Source organism: Acetobacterium wieringae (assembly GCF_026646375.1).
Classification (GTDB): Bacteria; Bacillota; Clostridia; order Eubacteriales; family Eubacteriaceae; genus Acetobacterium; species Acetobacterium wieringae_A.
Genome location: NZ_JAIPPU010000003.1, coordinates 195,263 through 214,662, shown reverse-complemented (window position 1 = coordinate 214,662; position 19,400 = coordinate 195,263). Strand labels below are relative to the sequence as shown.

General features: G+C 49.5%; 18 protein-coding genes. 15 read left to right on the top strand and 3 right to left on the bottom strand.

All coding sequences use genetic code 11. From position 1 onward, the window contains the following. Positions 1 to 321: 321 nt before the first annotated feature. The 3 genes from Q7P33_RS04390 to Q7P33_RS04380 all read right to left on the bottom strand — a co-directional run bounded on the left by Q7P33_RS04390 (position 322) and on the right by Q7P33_RS04380 (position 4,755). Positions 322 to 3,297 carry a methyl-accepting chemotaxis protein gene (locus Q7P33_RS04390; RefSeq protein ID WP_303867686.1) on the bottom strand — a complete coding sequence of 992 codons (2,976 nt, stop codon included), beginning with the start codon at positions 3,295 to 3,297 and terminating at the stop codon, positions 322 to 324. A 346-nt stretch (positions 3,298 to 3,643) separates the two neighbouring features. After that, on the bottom strand, positions 3,644 to 4,177 hold the full coding sequence (locus tag Q7P33_RS04385; RefSeq protein WP_303867685.1) for a hypothetical protein: 534 nt from the start codon (positions 4,175 to 4,177) through the stop codon (positions 3,644 to 3,646). Next, a complete protein-coding gene (locus tag Q7P33_RS04380) occupies positions 4,174 to 4,755 on the bottom strand; it encodes a PadR family transcriptional regulator (protein WP_303867683.1) in 582 nt (193 codons plus the stop codon). The genes Q7P33_RS04385 and Q7P33_RS04380 overlap by 4 nt, the downstream gene beginning before the upstream one ends. A 555-nt stretch (positions 4,756 to 5,310) precedes the next feature. Between Q7P33_RS04380 and rsgA the strand changes: the two genes are divergently transcribed. The 15 genes from rsgA to zupT all read left to right on the top strand — a co-directional run bounded on the left by rsgA (position 5,311) and on the right by zupT (position 19,386). After that, positions 5,311 to 6,387 (top strand): ribosome small subunit-dependent GTPase A, encoded by a 1,077-nt coding sequence (rsgA, locus tag Q7P33_RS04375; RefSeq protein ID WP_303867679.1) that lies wholly within the window; start codon positions 5,311 to 5,313, stop codon positions 6,385 to 6,387. A 31-nt stretch (positions 6,388 to 6,418) separates the two neighbouring features. After that, on the top strand, positions 6,419 to 7,252 hold the full coding sequence (locus tag Q7P33_RS04370) for a lipase family protein (RefSeq protein WP_303867676.1): 834 nt from the start codon (positions 6,419 to 6,421) through the stop codon (positions 7,250 to 7,252). 38 nt (positions 7,253 to 7,290) lie between these two features. Further along, the gene (locus Q7P33_RS04365) at positions 7,291 to 7,767 is read left to right on the top strand and encodes a GNAT family N-acetyltransferase (RefSeq protein ID WP_303867673.1); all 477 of its coding nucleotides are present in this window, start codon (positions 7,291 to 7,293) and stop codon (positions 7,765 to 7,767) included. A 495-nt stretch (positions 7,768 to 8,262) separates the two neighbouring features. Continuing rightward, positions 8,263 to 9,726 carry an anthranilate synthase component I gene (trpE, locus tag Q7P33_RS04360; RefSeq protein ID WP_303867670.1) on the top strand — a complete coding sequence of 488 codons (1,464 nt, stop codon included), beginning with the start codon at positions 8,263 to 8,265 and terminating at the stop codon, positions 9,724 to 9,726. Beyond that, a complete protein-coding gene (locus Q7P33_RS04355) occupies positions 9,726 to 10,304 on the top strand; it encodes an aminodeoxychorismate/anthranilate synthase component II (RefSeq protein WP_303867668.1) in 579 nt (192 codons plus the stop codon). Before trpE ends, Q7P33_RS04355 begins: the two co-directional genes overlap by 1 nt. Next, a complete protein-coding gene (trpD, locus tag Q7P33_RS04350) occupies positions 10,301 to 11,329 on the top strand; it encodes an anthranilate phosphoribosyltransferase (protein WP_303867666.1) in 1,029 nt (342 codons plus the stop codon). Before Q7P33_RS04355 ends, trpD begins: the two co-directional genes overlap by 4 nt. Next, positions 11,326 to 12,108, top strand: a complete 783-nt coding sequence (gene trpC, locus Q7P33_RS04345; protein WP_303867664.1) for an indole-3-glycerol phosphate synthase TrpC — start codon at positions 11,326 to 11,328, stop codon at positions 12,106 to 12,108. Before trpD ends, trpC begins: the two co-directional genes overlap by 4 nt. A gap of 20 nt (positions 12,109 to 12,128) precedes the next feature. After that, a complete protein-coding gene (locus tag Q7P33_RS04340) occupies positions 12,129 to 12,737 on the top strand; it encodes a phosphoribosylanthranilate isomerase (RefSeq protein ID WP_303867662.1) in 609 nt (202 codons plus the stop codon). Positions 12,738 to 13,024: 287 nt separating this feature from the next. Further along, positions 13,025 to 14,209, top strand: a complete 1,185-nt coding sequence (gene trpB, locus Q7P33_RS04335) for a tryptophan synthase subunit beta (RefSeq protein ID WP_303867660.1) — start codon at positions 13,025 to 13,027, stop codon at positions 14,207 to 14,209. Further along, entirely contained in the window at positions 14,202 to 14,990 is a 789-nt protein-coding gene (trpA, locus tag Q7P33_RS04330; RefSeq protein WP_303867658.1) for a tryptophan synthase subunit alpha, read from the top strand. The genes trpB and trpA overlap by 8 nt, the downstream gene beginning before the upstream one ends. A gap of 552 nt (positions 14,991 to 15,542) precedes the next feature. Further along, positions 15,543 to 16,538 (top strand): dihydroxyacetone kinase subunit DhaK, encoded by a 996-nt coding sequence (gene dhaK / locus Q7P33_RS04325; protein WP_303867655.1) that lies wholly within the window; start codon positions 15,543 to 15,545, stop codon positions 16,536 to 16,538. Between the two features lie 31 nt (positions 16,539 to 16,569). Further along, positions 16,570 to 17,208, top strand: a complete 639-nt coding sequence (gene dhaL, locus Q7P33_RS04320; RefSeq protein ID WP_303867652.1) for a dihydroxyacetone kinase subunit DhaL — start codon at positions 16,570 to 16,572, stop codon at positions 17,206 to 17,208. Positions 17,209 to 17,210: 2 nt separating this feature from the next. Next, entirely contained in the window at positions 17,211 to 17,594 is a 384-nt protein-coding gene (gene dhaM, locus Q7P33_RS04315; RefSeq protein ID WP_303867649.1) for a dihydroxyacetone kinase phosphoryl donor subunit DhaM, read from the top strand. Between the two features lie 181 nt (positions 17,595 to 17,775). Next, entirely contained in the window at positions 17,776 to 18,375 is a 600-nt protein-coding gene (locus Q7P33_RS04310; protein WP_303867646.1) for a hypothetical protein, read from the top strand. Between the two features lie 201 nt (positions 18,376 to 18,576). Further along, positions 18,577 to 19,386 carry a zinc transporter ZupT gene (gene zupT / locus Q7P33_RS04305; RefSeq protein ID WP_303867643.1) on the top strand — a complete coding sequence of 270 codons (810 nt, stop codon included), beginning with the start codon at positions 18,577 to 18,579 and terminating at the stop codon, positions 19,384 to 19,386. Positions 19,387 to 19,400: the final 14 nt, after the last annotated feature.

The following is a 19,400-nucleotide window of genomic DNA, read 5'->3' as shown; positions in this document are numbered from 1 at the left end:
GGTCAGACCCTTGTTAATCTGTTGTCTGCTGCGCCATGCGAAATCAGCTACGCTCCTTTCGCTTTGGTCACGGGCAGTCGCCAACTATAAGCAAGTTTATGACTGGCTCGTTGCTTTCGCGAAGGATCGGACAGGCTATCGCCAGGTTCGCCCCGATGCAGAGGGACTGACCTCTAGGTCACAACAAGTTGTAACTATTGTCGGCACTACAGATGCTTTAAAAACCAACATCGTTTTTTAACGGTGTTTTTTTTATTTGCAAAATAAAAAAACGTGATGCCGTCTTGGAATTCGGCATCACGGAGGTCGAGCGTATACTGTTTACTTGGATAATTCAAACTTACTGACCATGTTTTTAAGCAGCTCCGCCTGGCTGTAGAGTTCTTCGCTGGCAGCGGCACTTTCTTCGGCGGTGGCGGAGTTGGTTTGAACCACCTGGGCCACCTGATCGATCCCAACATTGATCTGATTGATGGAGGCGGTTTGTTCATTTGATGCGACATCAATTTTGCTAATCAGATCAGCGACCATGGCCACGCCGGATACAATTTCCTCGAGGGATGCGGCGGTATCGTTGGCGATCCGGGTACCCTCGGAAACCTTGGCAATGGAGCCTTCAATCAGCGCTGTGGTTTCTTTGGCGGCTTCGGCGCTGCGACCGGCCAGGGTCCGGACCTCTTCGGCAACCACCGCAAAGCCCTTGCCCTGTTGTCCGGCCCGGGCCGCTTCAACTGCGGCATTTAAGGCCAGGATATTGGTCTGGAAGGCGATATCATCGATAACTTTGATGATATTGGAAATCTTCGCTGAGGCAGCATTGATTTCGGCCATTGAATCCAGCATTTGGTGCATCTGCAGATTGCCGTTTTCAGCATTCTGCTGGGCGGTGAGGGTTAGCTGATTAGCCTGGTTGGCGTTAATGGCGTTTTCCCGGGTTTGGACGGCCACCTCTTCAATGGAAGCATTGAGCTCCTGCATTGAGCTGGCCTGCTCGGTGGCACCCTGGGCCAGGGCCTGACTGCCATCAGAAACCTGCCTTGAACCGGAGGCGACTTCATCGGCAGAATGATTGATGTTGCCAAGGATCTCGTTGAGCGAATTCATCGTATCATTTAAGGAATTCTTGATAATCGCATAGCTGCCCAGATAATCACCCTCCATCGGTTGGGTCAGATTACCGTCGGCCATCTGGGCCAGCACCAGAGCGGCTTCGTTAATCGGCTGTTCAATGGCGTCCAGGGTCTGGTTGAAGCCCTGAACAATGTCCCGATAACCGCCGGAAAAGCGGGCGGCATCGCTGCGTACTTCCAGATTACCATTGATTCCGGCCTCGGCCAGATTTCGGGATTCGGCAATCAGATTATCGATGGTGGTCAGGGTGGCAATGATTGAAGGGATCAGCTTGTCGTTATCAGAACGCTTTCCGACAGCCACAAACTCGGGCAATTGGCTGGTATCGCCATTGGAAATATCAATAAAGGCATCCTGAACGGTAAGGAGTCGGGCATGAACCAGATTGATTTCGGCGGCAAACTCATTCATACTGCCCTGATAATGGCCAGTCATGGAAAGGGTATAATCATTGGCGGCCATTTTAGTCATCACCTGGCGGGCTTCGTTAATCGGTGCCAGCAGGGAGTTGAGGGTGTTGTTAAAGCCTTCGATTATACTACGGTAGTCACCGCTATGTTTGGTGGCATCGGCCTGGATTTCCAGTTGACCGGCGGTGGCCGCCTGGGCCAGCATGTCGACATCGGATACCAGGGCCTTGATATTATCGACACAGGCATTCAGATTTTCTTTAATGGTATTAAAATCGCCGTGATAGGTGGCGGTGATTCTTTCCGGCAGCTGGCCTCGACTGATCTTATCGACGTAGTCTGCTGACATATTAAGCGGCTCAACCACGGCATCCAGGGTATTATTGATGCCAACTACAATATCCTGGAACTTGCCCTGGAATTTATTGGCATCGCCGCGGATTGATAAGTGACCATCAGTGGCCGATTGGGTCAACAGGTTGACTTCGGTTTCGAGGTTCTTAAGGTTGTCCACCACCTCGATCAGGCTTTTGGACTCGATGTCTTTGTCGGATTTGATATCGACGGTGACGTTAAGGTTCCCCTGAGAAATCTGTTCCAGAGTGGCGATATTTTCCTGAATATTTTCCGACAGTTTCTGGAAGGATAGCCCCAGTTGTCCCAGTTCATCCTGACGGTTGATAATGTCGGCGGGGATTTCGCTGTCAAAATCACCCAGTTCGGCTTTATGGAAGAGCTCGGTAATTAAGACAATCGGATTGACCACTCCTTTGACCTGTTTGATGATGATAAAGCTCAGAACGATCAGAGTCAGTAAAAATAGACCGATGAGTTGGAAAATCATCATCGTAATTGGGGCGTTGAGTTCGCTTTGGGGTTCCATAATGGCCAGCGTCCAGCCAGTGGCGGGAATTGGCGCATAATAGATGTTGTTTTTACCGGCGGCATCCGTGAACGCTCCGGAGCCGGTGCTCCCACTGAGGATGCTTTCACTCAGGCTTGCCAGGCTGGTGTTGGGATCGTCCCGCAGATTGACGCTCATCGCCTTGGCGGTATCGGCATCGGCAATATAAAGGCCGTCCCGATCCACCAGAAAGGCCCGGCCCGTCTCACCGACCTTGATCTCACTGATCATCTGTTGCAGATTGGAAAGATCAATGTCGCCAGTGACCACGCCTTTAAACTGCTGGTTGCTGTCATAAAAGCCCTGGGTGGCTGTAACCAGGGAAATTCCTAGGGTTTCATCCCGATAGGGTGGTGACCAGGCCACCGTTTTGCTGTCGTTTTTCCCGGCCAGATACCATTCCTGGTTGGGGTAGTCGTAGTCGTCGGTGCTGTACAGGGCTTCGGCAAAGCTGATATTATCGCCATCCCGATAGGCATAGGGACCGAAATACTTCATTCCCGGCTGATAGCCGTTATAGTCATACCAGACACCGACCCCATAGGTATCGGGATTCAGGGCCACAAATTGGGTCTGCAGGGTACTGTATTCGGCCGGAGTCATCTGGATGCCAGTGACCCCAACGGTGGTACCGAGGCTTTCAACCACTTTGCTGTGATTGTCCAGCGCCTGTTCAACCTCGGTGATGGTCTGGTTTAATTGCAGATTCATCCGTTCTTCAATTTGCTGGTTTTCGGTGGTGATGTTTAAGACAGTGACGGTGATGCCAATCACCAGCAGGGCCAGGGCGACAAAAATAATCACCATCGAGGTGATTTTATTACCGATGGAATGCTTGTTTAAAATTTTCATTGTGATTTCCGCCTTTTCTTTTTTGAGAGTACGTAAGTACTGTTGGGGTTGCGAGTGCCGTGAGCTTTAGGGTCAGTTTCGCACGAAACACTTTCTACACTGTACGTCGAACAGGCTATCGCCTGTTCGCCTACACGTTACGAAATTGTTTTCGTGAAGGCAATGAGCCAATCACATGTTTGCTTGTAGTTGGCGACTGTCCGCGAACCAGTAGAAATTCGCATAGCGATTTCTGCTGGTTGTGGAAAATAAAGCAATCATTGTTCGTAAGTTCCTTCGTGACGCTTTCTTTATACCACATTTTAGCGCATACTAAACGAGAGTTCCATAAAATTCCGGTTAAATTTTAGAAAGTCTGGAGCTGTAAAAAATTCTGGCCCAGGGCTTTGCCGATGTTGGGCAGGCCAAAGCTGGCAAAGAGATCCATCAGAGCCGACCAGTAGGGCGGGTATAGCCCCTGGCCCCGGGAATAAAAGGGTTGCTGGTGATCGAAGCTGATTTTTAGATCCCAGCCAAAGGCGCTAACGGTTTTTTCGCTGTCATGGTCCCGATACTCGGGTTGCCAATCCAAGATATAAAGCTGATAAAAATCGGCCAGCAGCTGTTGCCACTGTTGAGGGTCGATGTAAATCTCCGGCAGATCCGGGTAGTAACAGAGAAACGGCCCTTCAATGGTGGCCCCGGCCGGGGTTCGGGTAAAGGTCAGATTCTGGCTGGCCGCGCCATGCTGATGGGTGTTCAGGACGATCTGGCGGGTGGTTGCCAGTAGCTCCTGGTGATCGCCGCCAAATTCAGACTGGCAATCCTGGCAATACAGAACCAGCTGGGTCGCCGGACTGGTGTTGGTACCGCCGCATCGTGGGCAGATAATTGGGCTCATAAAGACCTCCTTTCGTCACCATAGATACGGGTGTTGGTGGTGACTTCTTCGATGCATTCGCAAAGCCAGTCAATGTAGGATTTTTCACGTTTGATGGCTGACTTCAGGACAATGTAGTCACCGTATTCCGGGCTCTGTATTTTGGAAATGTCTTTGGTGTCCAACAGTACCGTCATATTGTGCTTAAGCTTGTGCAGTTTCTCCTGGCGCTGGGTCAGCTGATAGTTGAAGTGTGACAGGATTTCGTCACGGGACAGGGATTCGATAAAATAAGCTTTCAGTCGAAAAATATCCTTGGGAGTGGGCTCCAGCAGATCCTGCTGTAAAACCCAGTTATGAAATTCCTGGCGGCCTTTTTCAGTGATCGAATAAATTTTTTTGCGGAGCTTTTCGTCTTCTGGTAGAATTTCGTAGGTGATCAACCCTTCGTCGGTGAGTTTTTTGAGTTCCGGGTAGATTTGGCTATGTCTGGCATACCAGAAATTGACCAGCTCCATATTAAAGACTTTCATTAAATCGTAGCCAGTCATGGTTTCCCGGTTAATTAAGCCGAGGATGGCGTATTTTAGTGTTCTCATTGTGTTTAAGCCTTTCGTCATATAGTATTAAGTTCTATTTTATCCGATTTTAGATAGGAATGCATTTGTTTTCTTGGGGAGTTTTAAGATTCTCCATTAAAAAGCAATTTATTTACCTTGACTTGATTAAAAAGAATCATATACAATGATGGCAGCGTGTGTTAATCGAGATATGCAGTGCTACCGTACCGACCAATTGTTAATCTGTTATTTGCCACAAGCTCGGACAGGTCGATGACCTGTTCGCCTTGATGCGTACAACATGATGTAACAATTGTCGGTACTGGGATAGGCTCTCGTTAACAAGCTGGAATTTGAATTTAAATAGAATGGAGAATTTATGAAAAATATCAATCAAATGGATCGTGTCGTGACGCCGGAGGGCAAAGTACGATACTAGGCCTTTAGCCCTCCAATCGGATGAAATTTATATAGGTGGTTGCGTCATGCTGAAAATAAGAACAAAAGTTGCTTTGATGTCGGTTTCCGCAAACCGGCAGCGAAGCGCACGGCAGTCTCGCAATTATCTAGATCAATAAAATTTGGAGGATAAAAATGAATAAAATCGATTTGGAAAATTACGGATTGGACCAGCGCTTTTTGCAGGAAGCCAGTTTATATAGCAATTTGTTTGTGGCACGAGTGACGGAACAGCATCGGGAACTGTATAAGGTAGTGGCTGAGGAAGGTGAACTGTTGGCCGAGGTATCGGGGAAGTTTGCCTTTGATGCCGGGGATAGTACCTGTTTTCCAGTGGTTGGCGATTGGGTGATGATTGATCGTACCGAGGCAGATTCTGGACATGCAGTGATTCATCAGGTGTTAAGCCGCAAGTCGTTGTTTGAGCGCAAAGCGGCGGGTACCAGTGGCGTCAGCCAGATTGTGGCGGCTAATTTTGATCTGGTGTTTATTTGCATGTCACTCAACAATGATTTTAATCTGCGACGGTTGGAACGCTATTTATCAATTGCCTGGAACAGCATGGCCCGGCCGGTGATTGTCCTGACCAAGGCCGATCTCTGTGATGATTTAGCAGCCCGGCTTAGCGAGATTTCGACGGTTCGGGTCGGCACTGATGTGGTGGTCTGCTCCAGTGTCGATAACCGTGGTTACGAACAGATTGCCGATTATCTGGCCCCGGGCAAAACGATTGTCTTTCTGGGCTCATCTGGGGTTGGAAAATCAACCATTATCAACCATCTGATTGGGACTGAGGTGTTGGCAACCAAAGGCTTAAGAAGCGATGACAAGGGTCGGCACACCACCACCCATCGGCAGTTGCTGCAACTTCCCGGTGGCGGGGTGGTTATTGATACCCCGGGGATGCGGGAGCTTCATTTGGACAGTGCTGATTTGTCCCGATCCTTTGAGGATATTGAAAGCCTGTCCACGGAATGCCGCTTTGGCGATTGCAGCCATCGTGGTGAGCCAGGCTGTGCGGTAAAAGCCGCCGTTGAATCCGGGTTGTTGTCTGAAAAGCGACTGGAAAATTATCACAAACTGCAAAAGGAATTGGACTATGAAGGGCTCAATTCCCGGCAGTTGGAAGCTGAAAAGATCAAAAAAATGTTTGGCAGCAAAGGCGAAATGAAACAGCTGATGCGCCAGGCGAAGAATAAAAACAAACGCTAGCACACTTTTATGAAATCAAAGGAGAATGACGATGAAGCAAGATAATCTGCCGGAAGCGTACAGTAAACAGGATGCCATTTTAATGGCTGGTTTTTGTTATCAAACTTATCCGTTTTTTGATCAGCAGCAGCTTTCGCTGCCGGCGGGTTTTGAGTTGCGCGCATCATTTAAGGGTCAGGCCGGGGTGACCGAAAAAAGTGAAGAAAATTTTGGGTTTATTGCTGAGTCAGCAGATCGGTTGGTACTTGCTTTTCGGGGATCGGATTCTACACCCAATCTGGATTCGGATTTGGATCTATTTCAGATTCCCTATCCCTATGTAAAAAACGCTGGCTTTAGTCACCGGGGCATCACCCGAGTGTATCAGTCACTGCGGGAGGACGTAATCGACTTGATTCGTCGCTGCGGGGATAAGTCACTCTATATCACCGGCCACAGTCTGGGTGGGGATCTGTCGATTCTGGCGGCCCTGGATTTTGCTGTCAATGCGGCCAGACCGGATGCAATTGTCTATACCTATGCCGTCGGGAGACCCGGAGACAGGGTTTTTGCCAGGGCATACAACAGCCAGGTCAAAAACAGTTATCGGATTTATAATGTCCATGATTTCATACCGACCCTGCCAGCGGCCGAATATCCGCCGCCGTTTACCGAAACCGGATTGGTATATGAACACATCGATGCGCCGGTGCCGATTGGTTTTCAGCTGAATAATCTGTTTTTAAACCACCGGATCAATTGTTATTTCCAGAAACTGGGTGAGCAGGATATCAATTACATGAATGCCTTGCGGATGGATAGCCCGGGTTTCTGTCCAGAGCCGGTTAATTTGACGGCGTTGGCCGATTCAATCAAAAATAATTAGCGGGTTTATTCAAATAGACATCAAGGAGAGAGGGTTAGATGATTAAAAAAATTGACAATACTGATTTAGAAGCTGCAGTGAATCTGGCCAATCAGGTTTTTAGCGAATTTATTGCCGATGGTTACAGCGAAGAAGGCCGCCAGACTTTTACCAATTATCTGGACTTCAAGCTGGAGGAAATGAACGAAGATCTCGAAAGCGGCCATAAAATTCTATGGGGGTTTTATGAGGACGGCCGGATTGTCGGGGTGATTGGTACCCGGGATGAATTTCATATCTCGCTGATGTTTGTCGACAAGGATTATCACCACCGGGGCATTGCCCGGGCGCTTTTTGAGACGGTACTGACCGAACTAAAACGCCAGCACCCGGCAGCCCCCTTTGTTCTAACGGTAAATTCGTCCCCCTATGCAGTGGCAGTTTATCACCGCTTTGGCTTTGTGGACATTGCCGAAGAACAGGAAAACAACGGCATCCGCTTTATACCGATGAAACTGACGGTCAGTGATTGCTGACGAACAAAGCTCACGGCAGAATTGCAACTGCCTCTAAAAGCCAGTTAAGACATTTACCTATGGTAAATTCTTAATGAAGGCGTTATCAGAAAAATTTAGTTTGACAAAAGCGGTCATATCGATTATGCTTTATTTAATTGAATACATCAATAAACCGTTGACGTGGAGATAACGGTGTATCGTGCAGTTACAGAGAGCGGGGAAGGCTGAGAGCCTCGCACAACGCAGAGCATCAAATGGACCACTGAGGGCGCAGTCAAAGGAAAGTAATTTCTGAGTATTCTGCGACGTGACGCATACGTCAGTTGCGAGGGATATGTTAGTATCCTGCAGAGTGTACAGGGATTTTTCTCTGTAAATTAAGGTGGTACCGCGGGTTTGTAATTTTTACGCTCGTCCTTGATTAATTTTTTATTAATCAAGGACGGGCGTTTTTTATTACTAAAAAAACGCATAAATAGTAGAGACAAAACCAACGAAGGAAAGGATACGATTATGATTAAACCATCGATGGAAGAGGCCAGAGGGTATTGCAATGATTATCAGAGCATCCCGATTAGTCTGGAGCTGTTTTCGGATATCAAGACACCGATCGAGGTGCTTAAAATTTTAAAAACCACCAGCAAAAAATGTTATTTACTGGAGAGTGTTGAAGGAGGCGAAAAATGGGGGCGGTATTCGTTTCTCGGATTTGACCCAACCCTGTCTGTCACCTGTCTGGATGGCGAGGTGGTGGTCAAAAATGGCAAGACCAAGGATACCCTGGCCGATGATCCCCGAACGGTGCTGCGGGAAATTCTGGCCGGTTGGAAAAGCCCCAAGCTCGATTTTCTGCCGGTGTTCACCGGCGGGTTTGTCGGTTATATTGCCTATGACTTTGTCAAATATACCGAAACCAATCTGGTGCTGACAAATGAAAATACTGAAGACTTTGATGACCTGAATCTGATGCTCTTTGACAAGGTCATCGCCTATGATCATTTGCGTCAGAAAATTGTGATCATCGTTAATATTAAAACCGACAATTTTGAGAAAAACTATATCGACGGGGTCATTAAGCTTAAGGAAATTGAGGCGCTGATTAAAAACGGAAGCAGCACCGCGGCCTTCCGGGGGCAGGTGACCTCAGAGTACCGCTCCCTGTTTAGCAAAGACTATTATTGTGACATGGTGGAAAAAACAAGAGAACACATTTATCAGGGGGATATTTTTCAGGCGGTGATTTCCAATCGGCTGGCAGCTGACTTTTCCGGTGATCTCTTATCGGCTTATCGGGTGCTGCGGACGATTAATCCATCACCCTATATGTTTTATATCGACTTTGATGGGATTCAGGTGGCCGGGGCTTCGCCGGAAACTCTGGTATCGCTGAAAAACGGCCAGCTATCGACCTTTCCAATTGCCGGCACCTGTCCCCGGGGCGCCACCCCGGCCGAAGACGAGGCGTTGATTGCCGAGCTGTTAAAGGACGAAAAGGAACTCAGTGAACATAACATGCTGGTGGATCTGGGTCGCAACGATCTGGGCAAGGTCAGTGAATTTGGTTCGGTCAAGGTAGAAACCTATAAAGAGGTGGTTCGCTACTCTCATGTCTCCCACATTTCCTCGACCGTTACCGGCACCCTGAAAGCGGGGCTGGATCAGCTGGATGCCCTGGGAGCAGTGCTTCCAGCGGGAACCTTGTCCGGGGCACCCAAAAAGCGGGCAATTGAAATTATCGATGCGTTAGAAGGCCAGAAACGGGGCGTCTATGGTGGCGCCGTGGGGTATATCGACTTCTCCGGCAACATGGATATGTGCATTGCCATTCGGATGGTGGTTAAAAAGAACGACACGGTTTATGTCTCCGCCGGGGCCGGGATCGTCGCCGACAGCATCCCCGAAAAAGAGTACAACGAATCCCGAAATAAGGCCCGGGCGATGTTTGAAGCCCTGGAACGGGCTCAGGAGGTGGAATAATGATTTTACTGATTGACAATTACGACAGCTTTTCCTATAACCTGTTTCAATATGTGGGGATCATCAATCCGGATATCCGGGTGATCAAAAATGATGAGCTCAGTCTGCCGGAAATTATTGACTTGCAGCCGGATCACATCATTGTCTCGCCGGGGCCGGGACGACCAGTCGATGCCGGAGTCTGTGAAGAGGTGATTGCTTATTTTAAAGATAAAACCCCGATTCTGGGGGTTTGTCTGGGGCATCAGGCGATTTGCGAAGTTTTTGGTGGTACCATCACCTATGCCAGTACCCTAATGCACGGAAAACAGAGTACGGTTCATATCGCCAACGGCAGCCCGATCTTTCGGGGGTTGCCGCCGATTATTGCAGCCGGTCGCTATCACTCCCTCAGTGCCGAGCGGAGTACCCTGCCGGATGAGCTGCTGATTATCGCCGAGGACGACGAGGGCGAGGTCATGGCGGTGAAACATCGGAGCTATGATGTCTATGGGGTGCAGTTTCATCCCGAATCAATTCTTACCGAGGCCGGTCACCAGATGATTGAGAACTTTTTAAAGATTGGAAGCGAAAAATGATTAAATCAGCCATATACGATATTGTCAACGGCAAAGACCTTTCGCTGGAGCGAACCCGGGAGGTCATGAATCAGATTATGAACGGTGAGGCCACCAATGCCCAGATGGGTTCATTTCTTACCGCCATGCGGATGAAGGGGGAAACCATCGATGAGATCACCGCCTGCGCCATGGTCATGCGTGACAAGTGTACCAAAATCCATCCTAAAACCGATGTGCTGGACATTGTCGGTACCGGCGGCGATGAGGTGGCCACTTTTAATATTTCCACGGTATCCGCCCTGGTGATTGCGGCTGGTGGGGTTCAAGTGGCCAAACACGGTAACCGCAGTGTCTCCAGTAAATGCGGATCGGCTGATTTGCTGGAAGCGCTGGGTGTAAACATTGAACTGTCGGCCGAAAAAAGCGCCGTGCTGCTCGACGAGCTGGGGATCTGCTTTATGTTCGCCCCCACCTATCACGCCTCCATGAAATACGCCGGGCCGGTTCGCAAGGAACTGGGAATTCGGACCATCTTTAATATTCTTGGCCCGCTGGCTAACCCTGCCGGGGCCAATATGCAGCTGCTGGGGGTTTATGATGAAAATCTGGTGGAGCCACTGGCCAATGTGCTCAATAAGCTCAACGTCAAGCGGGGGATGGTGGTGCACGGACACGATGGTCTGGATGAGATCACCCTGACGGATACCACCACCATCTGCGAAATTGCCGATGGTAAGATTAACAGCTTTTTTATTACCCCGGAACAATTGGGTCTTAAGCGCTGTTCGCTTAGTGATCTGATTGGCGGTGAAAAAGAAGAAAATGCCGCCATTGCACTAAGCATTTTAAACGGTGAAAAAGGGCCCAAACGGGATGTAGTGGTGATGAACTCGGCGTTTTGCCTGTATATGTCCCACAACAATATCACTCTCCGGGATTGTGTCAAGATGGCTGAAGATCTAATTGACTCCGGCCAGGCCAAGGATAAGTTGGATGCCTTTGTCAAGCGCAGCAATGCACTGGCCATTGAGGTGCTGGCATGATACTGGAGAAGATTGTCGCGGCTACCGCCGGGCGGGTGGCGGCGCTAAAAGAAACGACCAGTCTGGAGGACTTAAAAAGCCAGGTACACCCACCAGAAAAACCGTTTGCTTTTGAAAAAGCCCTGGCCAGACGCCGGGATGCCGGGGCGATGGCGTTTATCTGCGAGGTTAAAAAAGCCTCGCCGTCGAAAGGGGTGATTGCAGCGGAGTTTCCCTATCTGGAGATTGCCCGGGACTATCAGGCCGCTGGCGCCGATGCCATTTCGGTGCTCACCGAGCCGGATTTTTTTCAGGGGGCCAATGCATTTCTGACCGAAATAAAACAGCAGGTGAGTATCCCGGTGCTGCGTAAGGATTTTATCATCGACCCGATTCAGATTGTTGAAGCCCACCAGATCGGCGCCGATGCGATTTTGCTGATCTGCGCAATTCTCACCACCGAACAGCTTCGGGAATACCTTGCCCTGGCCGATGAATTGGGCTTATCGGCTCTGGTGGAAGCCCATGACGAAGCGGAAGTTAAACAGGCGCTGGCGGCCGGTGCCCGGGTGATTGGGGTCAATAACCGCAACCTTAAAACTTTTGAAGTAGATTTAAATAACAGCATCCGACTGCGTCAGCTGGTGCCCCCGGAAATTTTGTTTGTATCAGAAAGTGGGATACAAACACCGGAAGACATCGAGAAACTTCGGGGAAATGGGACCAATGCGGTGCTGATTGGCGAAACCCTGATGCGAAGTGGGGACAAGAAAGCGGCGCTGGATCAGCTGCGGGGGTAATAAAGAACGAGGAGGTTACCATGACAAAAATAAAAATCTGTGGCCTAACCCGCTTGGCAGACATTGAAGCGGTAAACGCCGCTCATCCGGATTATATTGGCTTTGTCTTTGCCAAAAGCAAACGCCGGATCGATAAGGACACCGCCAGAATGTTAAAAGCGGCGCTTGATACGGGCATTGCTGCGGTGGGGGTTTTTGTCAACCACCCGGTAGCCGAGATCATCACGCTAGCCAACCAGGGCATTATCGACATCATTCAGCTGCATGGAGATGAGGATGAAGCCGCGGTGCGGCTGCTGCAGGATCAAACCGGTTTGCCGGTGATTCGGGCTTTCCGGATCAGTAGCCCGACTGATATTAACGAAACGGTCGCTGATTACCGGCTGTTTGATACCTACGATCCCACCCAATACGGCGGCTCCGGTGCGACCTTCAACTGGGAGCTGCTGGACGGCGTTACTGGGGACTTTTTTCTGGCCGGGGGCTTAAATTGCGGCAACATTGAAGCTGCCATCAACCAGGTGCGCCCCTACTGTGTTGATTTAAGCAGTGGCGTCGAAACCGATGGGGTCAAAGACCGGGATAAGATTATAAATATAGTGGATATTATAAGAAAAATAGCTGATTAAAGAAATATAAAAAAGCAAGCATTGCTTTTCTGTCGGTTCAAAAAAACAATTTTGTTGAGTTAAGGAACGAACATAGTAATTATACATAACCAAGTACCGACAATTGTTACATCATGTTGTACGCATCGGGGCGAACACGGCGAAGCCTGTCCGATCCTGCAGCGAACAACAGATTAACAATTGGTCGGTACGCCAGCGAAGTGCCAACCTTAAGTTCACCAAAAATTGTTCCATAAAACCGTCAGCAAAGCTATCGGCAGTTTAGATATAAAATAAGGAGAAAGAAAATGAGTAAAGGAAAATACGGGATTCACGGGGGGCAGTACACCCCCGAGACCCTGATGAATGCCATTATCGAAGTGGAAAAAGCCTATGAACACTATAAAAACGATCCAGCTTTTCAGGCCGAGCTCACCGAGCTGTTAAATGACTACGCCGGGCGGCCTTCCCGGTTGTATTATGCCAAGAAAATGACCGCTGATCTGGGTGGGGCCAAGATTTATTTAAAACGTGAAGATTTAAACCATACCGGTTCCCATAAAATTAATAACGTATTGGGTCAGGCATTGCTGGCCAAGAAAATGGGAAAAACCCGACTGATTGCCGAAACCGGCGCCGGTCAGCATGGGGTGGCCACGGCCACGGCGGCGGCTCTGATGGGGTTTGAATGTGAAATCTTTATGGGCAAGGAAGACACCGACCGTCAGGCCTTAAATGTTTTCCGGATGCGCCTACTGGGCGCCACGGTACATGTGGTCACCTCCGGTACCATGACCTTAAAGGATGCCGTTAACGAAACCTTCCGGGAATGGACGACCCGGGTGGACGATACCCATTATGTGCTGGGTTCGGTGATGGGGCCCCATCCCTTCCCGGAAATGGTTCGGGATTTCCAAAGTGTCATCAGTCGTGAAGCCCGGGAGCAGATTCTTGCAAAAGAGGGCAAGCTGCCGGATGCAGTGATCGCCTGTGTGGGCGGCGGCAGTAATGCCATGGGTGCTTTCTACAATTTTATTCCGGATGAATACGTCCGTTTAATCGGCTGTGAAGCAGCGGGTAAAGGGGTGGAAACCGAAGAACATGCCGCCACTATCGCCCGGGGCAGCCTGGGAATTTTTCACGGCATGAAATCCTATTTCTGTCAGGATGAATACGGCCAAATTGCCCCGGTATATTCGATCTCCGCCGGACTCGATTATCCCGGTATCGGTCCGGAGCATGCCCATCTTCATGATACCAAACGGGCCGAGTATGTCCCCATCACCGATGATGAAGCAGTAGCGGCCTTTGAATATCTATCCCGCACCGAGGGCATTATTCCGGCCATTGAATCGGCCCATGCCATTGCCTACGCCATGGTGCTGGCGCCGACGATGACAAAAGATCAGATCATCATTGTCAATGTGTCCGGTCGGGGGGACAAGGATGTAGCGGCAATTGCACGATATAAGGGGGAAGATATCCATGAGTAATCCAAACAACGTCAATCAAATATCCCGGATCTTTGCCGATCAGAAGGCCTTTATTGCGTTTCTGACAGCCGGTGATCCATCGCTTCAAAAAACCGAAGAATTTATATTGGCAATGGCAGCGGCCGGGGCCGATCTGATTGAAATCGGGATTCCTTTTTCGGATCCCATCGCCGAAGGGCCGGTGATTGAAGCCGCCAACGAACGGGCTTTGCGGGCCGCCACCACCACCGATAAGATTTTTGCCATGGTTGGGCGGATCCGGGAGAAAACAGCAATTCCGCTGGTGTTTTTAACCTACATGAACCCGATTTTTGTTTATGGCGGGGAACGCTTTTTTGCCACCTGCGAGGAAGTGGGGATCAATGGGGTGATTATTCCCGATTTGCCCTATGAAGAAAAGGGCGAGATCCGGGAGCTTGCCGGTGGCCATGGGCTGGACGTAATTACCCTGATTGCTCCGACCTCTCAGGATCGCATCCAGATGCTGGCGCGTGACGCCACCGGGTTTATCTATCTGGTGTCGTCGATGGGGGTTACCGGGGTGCGCAGCGAGATAAAAACCGATCTGGCCGCCATCGTTGACGACATCCGCCAGGTATCAAAAACCCCGGTGGCAGTGGGCTTTGGGATCGCCACCCCGGAACAGGCCACGGCAATTTCAAAGCTTGCCGATGGGGTCATCGTCGGCAGCGCCATCGTCCGGATCATTGCCGAGCATGGCGCTGCCGCCACTCCGATTCTTAGTGACTACGTCCGCACGATGAAAGCGGCGCTGGTATAGGGAAAGAGGTTGGCGTGAGATGCTGTCCTGACCAATGACCAGGGGGTCAGATCCTTGTTAATGTGTTGTATGCCCACAATTCTGACAGTTGCGTATTCAGTTTTTATTGGAGCAACAACGCGTTTTCGCAACTGTTCGCTTTGAGGTGCAGAGTCTGCCCCCTTGGGTACAACATGATATAATAAGTGTCGGTACTGGATTTGTTTTCAAACACTACTTCCGTTTCAGAATCCGAGCGCTGCCTACATTCGTAAGATGAAGGCGGCGTTGCTTTGTTACGGCAAAAACGCAAGGGTTTAAATATAGCGTTATCCATCATTAAACGACTTATACACTGCACAGAATTTACAAAAGATTAACACAAATGAGATATTATTTGCTCCAACCATCTTGACGGATCGATTTTTTGCAGATTTAATCAGCTGTTTTTCTGAAATGACGCAGCATTGGCCAAAATAAATCAGTTGATATCGTTTTTTTTACCTGCCAAATGGGTAAAAACATGTTATAGTATGGTTTAGAGTACTAATAATGTTTATAGGAGGAAGTCTTATGAAAAAATTTATTAACGATGTCGAAAATGTGGAAAATGAAATGCTGGAAGGTATCGTTCTGGCTCACCCTGAATATGTTGCCCGTCTCGAAGGTTTTGACGTGCTGGTCCGAGCTGACAAAAAAGTCGGCAAGGTAGCGTTAGTCAGCGGTGGTGGCAGCGGCCATGAACCATCTCACGGCGGATTTGTCGGCACGGGGATGCTTGACGGCGCAGTTGCCGGTTCTGTTTTTACTTCTCCCACACCTGACCAGGTATTTGAAGCGATCAAAGCGGTTGATGCCGGTGAAGGGGTATTATTAGTTATCAAGAATTACACCGGGGATATTATGAACTTCGAAATGGCCGCTGAACTGGCCGAAGCCGAAGGCATCAAGGTTGCCAACGTGGTTACCAATGATGATGTTGCCGTTGAAGATAGTCTTTACACCACTGGCCGTCGAGGCGTGGCCGGAACGGTGTTTGTCCATAAAATTGCCGGTGCCAAAGCGGAAACCGGTGCCAGTTTGGACGATGTTAAAGCCGTGGCCCAAAAGGTTATTGCCAATGTCCGCACCATGGGTGTTGCGCTAAAACCGTGTACCGTGCCAGCCGCCGGAAAACCGGGTTTTGAATTGACTGAAGAAGAAATGGAACTGGGCATCGGGATTCACGGCGAACCGGGAACTGAACGTAAACCGATTCAGACTGCTGACCAAATCGTTGATTATCTGATGGAACGGATCTTAAACGATATGAATCCCGCTGCTGGCGACGAAGTAGCCGTCATGATCAATGGTGCTGGCGCAACCCCACCAATGGAACTGTATATCTTAAACCGTCGAGTGCAGCAAATTCTGGCTGACAAAGGCATTAAAGTCTTTAAAACCTTCGTTGGTGATTTCATGACCTCCATCGATATGGCTGGGGCTTCGATCACGCTGTTAAAACTGGATGACGAACTCAAAGACCTTTTATTGGCAAAAGCTGATACCATCGGCTTTAAAATGTACTAAAAAAGACCAAAAATAGAAACGAGGAAAATACATGGCAACAAAGGCAGACGTGCTGGATTTTATCCGGGTTTATGCGGATAAGATGGCTGAACATCGACAAGAATTGACCGATTATGACCAGGCCATTGGTGATGGTGATCATGGCATTAACATGAGCCGGGGATTTAAGGCGGTCATGGAAAAATTACCGACGGTAGAAGAGAAAAATATCGATGATATTTTAAAAGCAGTGGGGATGACGCTGGTTTCCACCGTTGGCGGGGCTTCCGGCCCGCTTTATGGAACGGCATTTATGAAAGCTGGAGCAGCAGTCAAAGGCAAAGAAGAATTGTCCAATGAAGATATTCTGTTGGCGCTGGATGAAGCAGTGGGTGGTATCCAGTTTCGGGGTAAAGCAGTTGAAGGTGAAAAAACCATTCTCGACAGCATGATTCCTGCCATCAACGCCATTAAAGCCAGTCTGGCAGATGGCAAAACCATGGCCGAGGCTCTGGTGGCGGGTGAAAGTGCTGCCTGGAACGGGGTCGAGTATACCAAAACCATCATTGCTACTAAAGGCCGGGCCTCTTACCTGGGAGAACGCAGCATCGGGCATCAGGATCCCGGGGCAACCTCAATGGCGTATGCCTTTCAGGCCATTAACGAAGTGGCGCAAAAGGCAGGTAACTAAAAGTGGTTGGAATCGTAGTTGTTTCACATAGTCAGAAAGTCGCTGAAGGAGCCGTGGAACTGGCCCGGCAAATGGCGCCGGAAGCTCGAATTGCCGCTGCTGGTGGGATGGAAGATGGCAGCATCGGCACCGATGTCTCCAAAATTCTAGCCGCCATCGAAGCAGTAGAAGAAGGCGATGGCGTGGTGATTCTGGTAGATCTGGGCAGTGCGGTGATGAGTTCGGAAATGGCCATGGAAATGCTTAATGACAGCAGTCATGTCAAGATCATCGATGCACCGATTGTCGAAGGCACCATCTTTGGTTCGGTGGAAGCATCCATCGGCTCCTCCTTTGAAGAAGTCGTTGAGGTGCTGGCCGGTGCCAAAGCATACAAAAAGTTTTAACCGATAAATGATTAAAACACCCTGGCTCGCTGGGGTGTTTTTTTATGAGAGAAATGCCGGTGATTTTACGAAAATTGATGAAATTTGCAACGATCTGTGGTATAATACAAAAAAATAATGCGATCATTTTCAGATGCCGAGTCAGAGGGTCTGAGAAAAATGCCGGGAAAGGAGAATCAGGATGGATCCAATAATTCTTAACGCCGCTGCGCCACAGGCTGCCGCCAGTTCGCTGGCCAAGAAAGTTGAAACAGTAACCGTTAAGCCTACCGCTGACAGTGTTAACCCCCAGCAGGCCGCCAACGAAGCCAATTCCTACTACAAGTTTGACAGCATGGAGCTGAGCCGGGAATATGTTGGTTACCGGATGAAAAGCGAGAACAGCAACATAAACAGTGATACCAACCAGGAGACCTCCACCATTGATCAGAAGCTCAAGCGCATCCCCGGCGATGACGACGATACCAGCGAGGAGAAACACAACCGCCGCCAGGCTGCCAAAGCCGAGCAGACCGAGGACGAGGCCGTTGCCAGCAATCAGTTGAGCAGCTACACCAATTCGGAGCTGAAGGGTCTGGTTTTAGCGGGTAAGATTACCATGGCCACCTATAATGCCGAAATCAAAAACCGCCAGGAGAAAGAAGCTGCAGCGTCACCTCAGGCGGCCGACCTGACATCATCCGTTCTACCGACCCCGCCATCTCCGCAGCAGCAACGTCAGCAACTGCAAACCCTAGCCGCCGGTCAGCTCCGCCGCAAGGCCACCAACAGTATTATTTAAATGCTTGCATTTTTAATGCTTAGATAGACAAGCATAATCCCGAAAAGAAGCTCCGGGCCGGATCTCTATCATCCGGTGAACGCTTCTTTTTTTATGCCTGTTTCCGAAGTGTGATGACTTTTTACTGTTTCATTTTTTAGCGATTCGTGGTATATTATTTTTGTTGCGCTATTTTATTAGTTACCCATAAGGATGTGAACCATGAATTTTTCTAATTTAGGCGCAGCCATTCTGCTGACGGTGCTGGCCGGATTATCCACCGGTATCGGCGGGCTGATTGTGCTGCTTTTTGAAAAGACCAATACCAAACTTTTATCCATCGCTCTGGGGTTTTCGGCCGGGGTGATGATTTATGTCTCCTTTGTGGAGCTATTTTTTGAGTCCCGGCGGCTCCTGATTGCCAATCTGGGTGCGGAGACCGGGGTTTGGGTCAACGTCATTTCTTTTTTCGGGGGAATGCTGTTGATTGCCATCATCGATAAGCTGGTGCCGTCCTATGAAAACCCCCACGAAACCCGGATGCTCGAAGAAACGGCGTCCTGTCCGGCGGATGGTAGCCAGAAACTATTGCGTACCGGGATTTTTACAGCTGTAATCATCGCCATCCATAATTTTCCTGAAGGGATGGCCACCTTTGTTTCAACCATCCAGCAGCCGTCCCTGGGATTGGCCATTGCCATTGCGGTGGCGATTCACAATATCCCTGAAGGGATGTCAGTGGCGATTCCGGTGTTTTGTGCCACCGGATCCCGAAAAAAGGCTCTTGGTTGGTCGCTGTTTTCGGGGATGGCCGAGCCGGTTGGGGCAATTGCCGCCTATTTTATTTTGCTGCCTTTTCTCAACGACACTGTCTTTGGGATTCTCTTTGCCGGGATCGCCGGTATTATGGTCTTTATCTCGCTTGACGAGCTGCTCCCCACGGCCCGGGAATACGGCGAACACCACCTCTCCATCTACGGCCTGATTGCCGGGATGATGATCATGGCCCTGAGCCTGATTGTGCTGATGTAAAAAAAACCGCCACA

Coding starts and splice junctions, on each gene's coding strand:
- Q7P33_RS04390 (WP_303867686.1), bottom strand. CDS start 3,297: ATGAAAATTTTAAACAAGCATTCCATCGGTAATAAAATCACCTCGATG.
- Q7P33_RS04385 (WP_303867685.1), bottom strand. CDS start 4,177: ATGAGCCCAATTATCTGCCCACGATGCGGCGGTACCAACACCAGTCCG.
- Q7P33_RS04380 (WP_303867683.1), bottom strand. CDS start 4,755: ATGAGAACACTAAAATACGCCATCCTCGGCTTAATTAACCGGGAAACC.
- rsgA (WP_303867679.1), top strand. CDS start 5,311: ATGAATAAAATCGATTTGGAAAATTACGGATTGGACCAGCGCTTTTTG.
- Q7P33_RS04370 (WP_303867676.1), top strand. CDS start 6,419: ATGAAGCAAGATAATCTGCCGGAAGCGTACAGTAAACAGGATGCCATT.
- Q7P33_RS04365 (WP_303867673.1), top strand. CDS start 7,291: ATGATTAAAAAAATTGACAATACTGATTTAGAAGCTGCAGTGAATCTG.
- trpE (WP_303867670.1), top strand. CDS start 8,263: ATGATTAAACCATCGATGGAAGAGGCCAGAGGGTATTGCAATGATTAT.
- Q7P33_RS04355 (WP_303867668.1), top strand. CDS start 9,726: ATGATTTTACTGATTGACAATTACGACAGCTTTTCCTATAACCTGTTT.
- trpD (WP_303867666.1), top strand. CDS start 10,301: ATGATTAAATCAGCCATATACGATATTGTCAACGGCAAAGACCTTTCG.
- trpC (WP_303867664.1), top strand. CDS start 11,326: ATGATACTGGAGAAGATTGTCGCGGCTACCGCCGGGCGGGTGGCGGCG.
- Q7P33_RS04340 (WP_303867662.1), top strand. CDS start 12,129: ATGACAAAAATAAAAATCTGTGGCCTAACCCGCTTGGCAGACATTGAA.
- trpB (WP_303867660.1), top strand. CDS start 13,025: ATGAGTAAAGGAAAATACGGGATTCACGGGGGGCAGTACACCCCCGAG.
- trpA (WP_303867658.1), top strand. CDS start 14,202: ATGAGTAATCCAAACAACGTCAATCAAATATCCCGGATCTTTGCCGAT.
- dhaK (WP_303867655.1), top strand. CDS start 15,543: ATGAAAAAATTTATTAACGATGTCGAAAATGTGGAAAATGAAATGCTG.
- dhaL (WP_303867652.1), top strand. CDS start 16,570: ATGGCAACAAAGGCAGACGTGCTGGATTTTATCCGGGTTTATGCGGAT.
- Q7P33_RS04310 (WP_303867646.1), top strand. CDS start 17,776: ATGGATCCAATAATTCTTAACGCCGCTGCGCCACAGGCTGCCGCCAGT.
- zupT (WP_303867643.1), top strand. CDS start 18,577: ATGAATTTTTCTAATTTAGGCGCAGCCATTCTGCTGACGGTGCTGGCC.